The 7,644-nt window shown below is 59.9% G+C and carries 7 protein-coding genes and 1 CRISPR repeat array; of the genes, 2 read left to right on the plus strand and 5 right to left on the minus strand.

Annotated elements, in window-relative coordinates; all coding sequences use genetic code 11:
• A CRISPR array of direct repeats spans window positions 1-700; the repeat unit is 28 nt; unit sequence CTCTTCTCCGCATACGCGGAGGTATTTC.
• A gap of 53 nt (window positions 701-753) precedes the next feature.
• Complete coding sequence (locus tag HMPREF3011_RS00020) at window positions 754-1,644, minus strand: class I SAM-dependent methyltransferase (protein WP_246821362.1); 891 nt, start codon at window positions 1,642-1,644, stop codon at window positions 754-756.
• Between the two features lie 93 nt (window positions 1,645-1,737).
• Between HMPREF3011_RS00020 and HMPREF3011_RS00025 the strand changes: the two genes are divergently transcribed.
• Window positions 1,738-2,916 (plus strand): glycosyltransferase family 4 protein, encoded by a 1,179-nt coding sequence (locus HMPREF3011_RS00025; protein ID WP_070840942.1) that lies wholly within the window; start codon window positions 1,738-1,740, stop codon window positions 2,914-2,916.
• Here the strand turns inward: HMPREF3011_RS00025 and HMPREF3011_RS00030 are convergent.
• The 3 genes from HMPREF3011_RS00030 to HMPREF3011_RS00035 form a co-directional block, all read right to left on the minus strand.
• Window positions 2,896-4,728, minus strand: a complete 1,833-nt coding sequence (locus HMPREF3011_RS00030) for an MmpA family trehalose lipid delivery protein (RefSeq protein ID WP_070840943.1) — start codon at window positions 4,726-4,728, stop codon at window positions 2,896-2,898. The two genes, HMPREF3011_RS00025 and HMPREF3011_RS00030, sit on opposite strands and share 21 nt — an antisense overlap.
• Window positions 4,729-4,820: 92 nt before the next feature.
• Window positions 4,821-4,946, minus strand: a complete 126-nt coding sequence (locus tag HMPREF3011_RS11615; RefSeq protein WP_256381044.1) for a hypothetical protein — start codon at window positions 4,944-4,946, stop codon at window positions 4,821-4,823.
• Between the two features lie 24 nt (window positions 4,947-4,970).
• Window positions 4,971-5,981 (minus strand): cell envelope lipid trafficking protein PgfA, encoded by a 1,011-nt coding sequence (locus HMPREF3011_RS00035; protein WP_246821363.1) that lies wholly within the window; start codon window positions 5,979-5,981, stop codon window positions 4,971-4,973.
• 256 nt (window positions 5,982-6,237) lie between these two features.
• Here HMPREF3011_RS00035 and HMPREF3011_RS00040 point away from each other — a divergent pair, with 256 nt between their 5' ends.
• Window positions 6,238-7,410 (plus strand): acyltransferase family protein, encoded by a 1,173-nt coding sequence (locus HMPREF3011_RS00040; RefSeq protein WP_246821364.1) that lies wholly within the window; start codon window positions 6,238-6,240, stop codon window positions 7,408-7,410.
• A gap of 6 nt (window positions 7,411-7,416) precedes the next feature.
• On the opposite strand, the gene HMPREF3011_RS00045 is transcribed toward HMPREF3011_RS00040, so the two are convergent.
• Window positions 7,417-7,644 (minus strand): hypothetical protein (locus HMPREF3011_RS00045; protein ID WP_210401628.1); only part of this gene is annotated, 228 nt, incomplete at its 5' end.

The raw sequence follows: 7,644 nt of genomic DNA on the forward strand, positions 1-7,644 counted from the left end.
CTCTTCTCCGCATACGCGGAGGTATTTCCCACACAACTACTAGCCCAAGTAGACAACAAAACTCTTCTCCGCATACGCGGAGGTATTTCCCAGCACCCCGTGTTCACACGAACCCGCATCGCCTCTTCTCCGCATACGCGGAGGTATTTCCAGAATGAAATCACCACGCTTAGCCTCAAACTTCTCTTCTCCGCATACGCGGAGGTATTTCCCTCAGTCAGGAAGACCTCGCAATGCCAAGCGCCTCTTCTCCGCATACGCGGAGGTATTTCCTTGACCGACCGGGCTGTGTCGGCTGCTGACCGCTCTTCTCCGCATACGCGGAGGAATTTCCATTCACCCGCACCACATTCGGAGTCGGCCCCGCTCTTCTCCGCATACGCGGAGGTATTTCTGAGAGCGAACTAGAAGCAACTCATGATGAGGACTCTTCTCCGCATACGCGGAGGTATTTCCACTTCTTCCTCGGCGACCGTGTAGGCGGGGAACTCTTCTCCGCACACGCGGAGGTATTTCCCATGAGATGGTCTGCCACATGAGATACTTCCTCTCTTCTCCGCACACGCGGAGGTATTTCCATTGAGCAGTTGGGCGCAGGTGCGTCGATTCGCTCTTCTCCGCACACGCGCAGGTATTTCCTGGCAAGCCTTCCTCCGCGACCACGAGCAGGACTCTTCTCCGCGCACGCGGAGGTAGTTCTCAGGTACCAAGCGTCAAGCTCGCCACCTACCTTGTGGCCCCAGCCTCAACCCCCTACCGCTTCCGCAGCACCAGCACCAGGTTCGACACCGCGAACTCGCGCAGCCCTGGCACGTGCACCATCCACCAGGCCCACCACGGGTGGTAGCGCGGGAAAGCGGCCAGCAGCTCGCAGTCGCCAGCCTCCGCCGCAGCGCGCGCCCACTTCAAACCTTCACCGCAACCGACCTTGAACAGGGACTCGCCAAAGTAGTTCTTCGGCCGCTTGCCGTGCTTCTTCTCATACATGCGCCGCGCGCGGTCGCCACCCAGGTAGTGCGTCATCCCCATCTCGTGGCCGCCGAACGGGCCGTACCAAATGGTGTACGAGTAAACGACCAGTCCGCCCGGCTTGGTTACACGCAGCATTTCCTCACCCATCGTCCATGGATCGGGCACGTGCTCGGCAACGTTCGATGAGTATGTCAGGTCAAAAGCATCATCGCGAAACGGCAGTTCCAGCCCCGATCCGCGTACCGACGACTCCAGCTTGATACCCGCCGCCGCCATCTCGCCCACATCTGGTTCACAGGTGTAATATTCCACGCCACGCTGGGCAAATGCTCGGCCAAAGTACCCAGGGCCGCCGCCGACGTCAAGGATGCGCTTGCCACGCAGTGCGGTATTCGTCGTAACGCTTGACGACGTGCCCCCTGCGCCCGGCGACTCCGCCGTACCGACGGTGCCCGTCGCATCCACCGCGCCCACTGAACCATCCGCGCCAGCCGCGATGCCTTCTAGGAGGCCGATGGTGTCTTCGGCAAGGTGCCCGTAGAAGATATCGGGATCGGTTTGCTCGTATTTGAAGTCGTTGAGCAGCCCAAATGAGCGCGACAGCGTAGCAAAGCTGCGCAGCTCTTTCAGAGCGGGCGGGACGATAAAAGCGGGAAAGCGAAAGCTGGTCACGTCAAACAATCTAATGGACTGGTTGGGTCTGGGAGTATGGATTTGAGCTAAAGCGGCAACGAAAGCCGTGCCGAGCGTTAGGCTCATATTGTTATGAAAATCTTATTGTTGTGTTGGCGCGACACTGGTCATCCCGAAGGTGGAGGTAGTGAGCGCTATTTGGAGCGCGTCGCAGGTTACCTTGCCGACCAAGGCCACACTGTGGTGTTCCGCACGGCCAGCTACCCAGGCGCACCGGCCCTTTCACGTCGTGACGGCGTGACTTTCTCCCGCGCTGGTGGAAACTTCTCCGTCTACGTGCGCTCCTGGACCGCGATGCTGGGGGCTAGATTTGGCGTGGGGCCACTTGCCAAGGCGCTCGGCGGCAAGCCGGATGTCGTGGTCGATACCCAAAACGGTGTCCCCTTTTTCGCGCGGATTTTCTCCGGCGCACCGACGGTGCTGCTGACACATCACTGCCACCGCGAGCAGTGGCCAGTGGCAGGGCCGATTATTAGCCAGCTGGGGTGGTTCATCGAGTCGCGTCTATCGCCGATGATTCACCGCCGCAGCCGCTACATCACCGTTTCCGAACCAAGTGCCGCTGAACTGGTAGAACTCGGAGTGTCGCCCGGGCGTATTGCGGTGATTCGCAATGGTGTGGACCCGATTCCGGAGGAGGTTCAGCCGGCCGAGATTATGGCTGACCTGTCGGAGTGTGACGGCCCAGCACCCCATCTGGTGACGCTGTCGCGTCTGGTCCCGCATAAGCAAATTGAGCACGCCATCGATGTGCTCGCAGATCTCGTGCAGGACCGTCCAGGTGCGATTCTCGATGTTATTGGCTCGGGGTGGTGGCACGACAATCTCGTAGAATATGCCCGTGACAAGGGGGTTTCGGATCACGTGGTCTTCCACGGGCAGGCCACAGAGGCAGATAAACACCGCATCCTCTCCAAGGCGTGTCTGCATCTGATGCCTTCCCGCAAGGAGGGCTGGGGGCTCGCCGTCATCGAATCGGCGCAGCACGGCGTGCCGACGGTCGGTTACCGTTCCTCGGCGGGATTGCGCGACTCGGTCAACGACGGTGAAACTGGCCTGCTGGCCAGCGATGAAGCTGACCTAATTACCAAGACACGACAGATTCTCGATAACGGCGAACTGCATCGCGCCATGTCCAAGGCCTGCGTCGCCCGTGCCGCAGAATTTGGCTGGGACAAAACCGGCGAGGCAGTTCTGAATGTCTTGGAAAACCCAACTCTGGACAATCTGCTACCTGCGGCGGGGCAGTAGCGCTTCCTTTACTCCAGCCAATAGTCCCGCCAGTAGCCCAGCGAGCAGGCAAAGAGTCCAGATTCCAAAGGCTATCCACGCAGCTGCATAGGCTCCCTGGCTTGGTTCTGTGGTCGGATCGATAACGCCGGGAACATGGTATAGCCGCAGGTCAGGTGTTTCATAGACGGGATCTAGCGCTGCCACAATGTCAGCTGAATCGCCGAAGTTGCCGGGCGAATTCTCCACTAGGATCCAGCCAACGCCCTGGTCCCGAAGGCTCTGGAGCGCAGACGCAAGCTCCTCCTTCCTCTTTGCACCGCCGAGCAGCGTACGCTCAACGGTTGTGGCTCCCTCGCCAGACACCGACTGCCCAGACACGATCAATTCGCCGGAGCTCACCACCGGAGCGGGCAAAATCTTCGTAGCCGGGTCGAGGACAGGGCGCCCATTAATGATGCGGTAAGAACCGGCAGGTAGAACCGCAACGCGATCGTCGTCAAGCGCGACGACACCGGAAACCGCCGACCAGCCCTCCCATGACGGAATGGGGCGGAGTGGAGCGACATCGGCGGGCAGCGTGGGGACAGCGGCAATGATGATGAGCGCGCTGACGCCAGTAGCCAACCACTGGCCGATATTGACGGTGGCGCTGCGAGCGCGGCGTGCCAGGTACTCCGCACCGCTGGCGGCGAGGATGACATAGGCAGGGACAGCGAGCGCGATCCACTTCTGTGCATCGCGAAGCAGACCCGCCCCCGGGATGTGCTCGAGCGCCCAACCCATCATCAAAATGCCCGGCGTTGTTGCGGCGAGAGCGACGAGCACAATGCTCACGGCGCCGGTGATAATCAGCCCCCGCCAGCGCTCTTGCGAATGCCAGACACGACGGAATCCCAGGCCCATGAGTACCAAGAGCACCAGCACCATGATCGCCGAAAAACCAGCCTCGCGAGTTAGCGGCACAGCCTGCTTATTCCAGATACCGCCCAGCCCCAACAGGCTGCCGAGCGTGCCGACGTGTGCCTCTGCTCTGGCCGCAAATGCGGCAGCGCCAGCAACATCGGAGGACCTAGCTGCACTCGGGTTCAGCAAAGATGCCACCAGCCACGGTGAACTGACCGCCACTGTTGTGGCCGCAACCCAAGCGCGGTCGCGGTTATTGCGGGCGGCAACAATGCCGGTGATACCAGCTAAAAGGGCACCGGTCGGTGTGAGGCCCGCAGCGGCAATGGCGCTGGTGCGCCACAAAGCACTACCCATCTGTGTTGCCAGAACTACTGCCGGAAGTAACAATACGGCGATGACCAGTGACCACTGTCCCTGGAGTAAACGCTCGACCACGAACGGGTTCCAGAGCAGCATCGTCGGTGCGATCAGCTGACTGGCCAAGCTTGGAGTCATGGGGATAAGGCCGGCACTGGATGCGCTACTGGCGCCAGAGCCGTGGCGAGTGAACCTGCGGGCGAGCTCAGCAGCTGCAAGACCACCAATCAAACAGGCGCCCACCATGGCGAAGCGCACCCAATGGCTGGCATCCACAAAGTATCCCAGTGCCCACAGTGCGGTGTCCTGAGGGACAGCTCGTGCCGCAGCGGGGCCGAGTCCCAGGGCCGCGTCGGTAAGCGGTGGGTGATTGGGGATGACCATGTCGCGCAGCAGGAATATCGGCGCCCCAAAGCGACCATCAGCCGGGGCCTTGAGGGGCGCAAAGAGAGGCCAGCACACGGCAGCGGTCAGTAAGAGAATCCACGACAACACAAAAACCCAGGCGACTCGCTCCAAATGAGAGCGAGCCGACTGGGTCAGAGTAGTGTGGAAACGTTGTGTCACGTGCCCTATATTAAATTATTTTTCGCTTTCCTCAGTGAAACTTAGGGTAAGCGAGAGCATGAGGCATCTTAAGGGCCTCGTGGCTTGGTCTCTTAGGCAGACTTGCTGCGAATGCGGAAGCCAATCACGATGAGAACCAGGCCGAGGATACCGAGGATCCACGGTGCGACAGTGCCACCGATAGTCAGCGACTTACGTGCTTCCTTAGCGCGGTCCATCTGACGGCCCTTGGAGCCTTAGTCCTACTGTGCGGTGCACTTCATCGCGGTACGGTTCTGCTCCTTGGCTTCCTTCTCACGGCCAGCCTTGGAAGCAATTTCTTCCGCTTCCTTGTCGTCCTTGGCGTAGAACATGAACATCTCTTCAGTACCGTTGACGATCACGCCAGAGGTTGGCTCGACGCGAACAGTACGGACGTTGGTGTAGTAACGATCCAACTCGACATCGTCGTCACCCTCCAGGCCCCACTTGTGAGCCGGGAAGCTCAGGCGCATGGAAGCCAGCGAGGACTTGTCAGCCTCGGTGAGCTTGCGGCCGTCGCGAGTGAAGTGCTCGGTCAGGGACTCGTAGAGGTTCTGCGGCGGAATGGTCATGGAGTACTTGTAGACCTTGACGCCATCCTGAGTTTCCTCACCGACGAAGTCGATCTCGAAGTTACGCATCGCCTGGACGTCGTAGTACGGGTAGGACTTCTTCTCGGCGCCAAACGGGAACTGGTACTGGATGCCCGGACGGGTGAACGTCGGCGGCTTGGTGTCCGAACCACCCTGGGGCGCGTTAATAGCAACGCTGGAAATCGGGTCATCTACCGGGTACGCAGTACTGCGGTCAACAGTGATGCGGTCGAGGGTCGCATTGATGAGGTTCTTCGGCTCTTCGCGGTCATCGCGCAGCAGGGTGGTACCGACCTGGAGAGTTGCGATCTTGTCGTCAGCCGGCTCCTCGATCTCAACGTGGCGCTTCGACTGCATCGGAGTCTTGTCGTTGATGAAGCAGTGGACCGGGAGGTCGCGCTTCTCTTCGTCCGTCTCTGCCTTGCAACGCGGGTCATTCTTGCGGTTTGGCGTTGGCTCATTCTTGCCCAGCTGGCTGGAGTCCAACAGGGTGCCGTCGCGCACCTCCGTGATGGTGTCGCTCACAGTGTCAAGTGGGATGACCCGGAGGCGAGGCACCAGGAAGGTTGGCAGAAGGACGGCAATGACAATCAATGCAGCACCGATGATAATCAGTGCATGTCCGAGAGTTCTCTTCATCAGCGGATAGTCCTTTAACTGTACGTAACTTTCTGCTGCAAAACCTAGCAGGAAGTTAGGAGTTATGTGGTGTGTTTTTAAAAAATAACTTGTCGGGAAAACAAAAGAGTTTTGGAAAAACAGGTCTGAACAGGATTTATTTCATAATAGAATACAAGTGATTTTACTCATTCCAGCATCCGTGTAAGAAAGTACTATGACGTCCAAGGCATTTGCGGCAGCTCCAAGCGCTAGGCAAGACACAGCGTCGAGCGCTATGCCGAACTCTGCCACCACATTCCGCCCAGGCTTCCTGCCCTCGCTGGAGGGGCTGCGCGCTGTGGCTTCGATGGGCATCATCGGTACGCACGTCGCATTCCAGACCGGGCATGATGTGGGAGCCCTGTGGGAACACGTCCTCGGCCGCTTCGACTTCTTCGTGGCTGTTTTCTTCGTGCTGTCCGGATTCCTGTTGTGGCGTTCTCACCGCTCGGGTTATGGCGGAATCCCCCGTCGTAAAGCATTGGCCGATGCCGACGGCGGACGGAAGAAGAGCTGGGCGAAGTATTACAAGAAGCGCGTCGCGCGCATTATGCCTGCGTACTGGGTGCTGGTGCTTATTGTGCTCATCGCACTGCCGGTGGGGCGTGGCGCGGATCTCAAGATTTGGCTGACAAACCTGACGCTGACACAGGTGTATTTCTCCGGCTCTCTGCACGGTGGGTTGACGCACCTGTGGTCATTGTCGGTGGAGGTCGCGTTCTACATCGCGCTGCCGCTGTTTGCCATCGGGCTTAGCCGGTTGGACCCACATCGCCAGCAGGGGCGCCGCATAGTGGCAATTTCCCTGCTCGCAATCTTGAGCTTCGGTTGGCCCTACCTACCGCTGCCGTACCCGGAAGGCGTTAACCCGCATATTCAGCCGATCGCATACTTTTCCTGGTTCGCAGCTGGCATGATTCTCGCCGAGCTGGAATCGCTCCAGGGTGTCGATACCGATGCTGCCCGCGCGAGGGTGGGAACCATGCAGCGCTGGGCGCGCCGCCGTTCGCTGTGGCTGGCTATCGCCGTGGGCGCGCTGGTGCTGGCTTCCTACCTGGGGCCCGAAGGACTAGTCGAGCTAACCAACTGGGAATTCACTCGCCGCCTGCTGTGTGGGCTGGTCTTCGGTGCCGCCATCATCGGCCCCTGGACGATGGCGCCGGGATCGCGCTTCCTCGAACACCCCATCATGCAGGCGCTGGGGCGCTGGTCTTACGGCATCTTCCTCTGGCACGTGGCGATGCTCTCCATCGCATTCCCGCTGCTTGGTGTGAAGCTATTTACCGGCCATCTGCTCAGTGTCACCATTGTTACGGTCGCACTGTCGATTCCCGTGGCCGCCGCCTCCTACGCGCTCGTCGAGGAACCTGCCCGCCGCTTCTTCGCACGCGTCTGGGTCAACCGCTAACGGCTCTTAATCAGCGGCGTTGTCGGTGTTGTCGACGTCGCTGTCGGTGTCGTCATCAGCACCGCCATCGGAAAGCATCGAGCAGCACGCCACGATCGTCAGCGCCGCCGTCACCAGTAACTGAAGCGGCCAGTCGGCACCGGCGTAGTCATCCTTCGGCCACGGGTTCGCCGCCAGCACCAAGCCCGCAATCGACATCGTCGCAGCAAGTGTCACAATAAGGGCGTTTCGCAC

It is taken from the genome of Corynebacterium sp. HMSC074C04 (genome assembly GCF_001838295.1).
Lineage (GTDB): Bacteria > Actinomycetota > Actinomycetes > Mycobacteriales > Mycobacteriaceae > Corynebacterium > Corynebacterium amycolatum.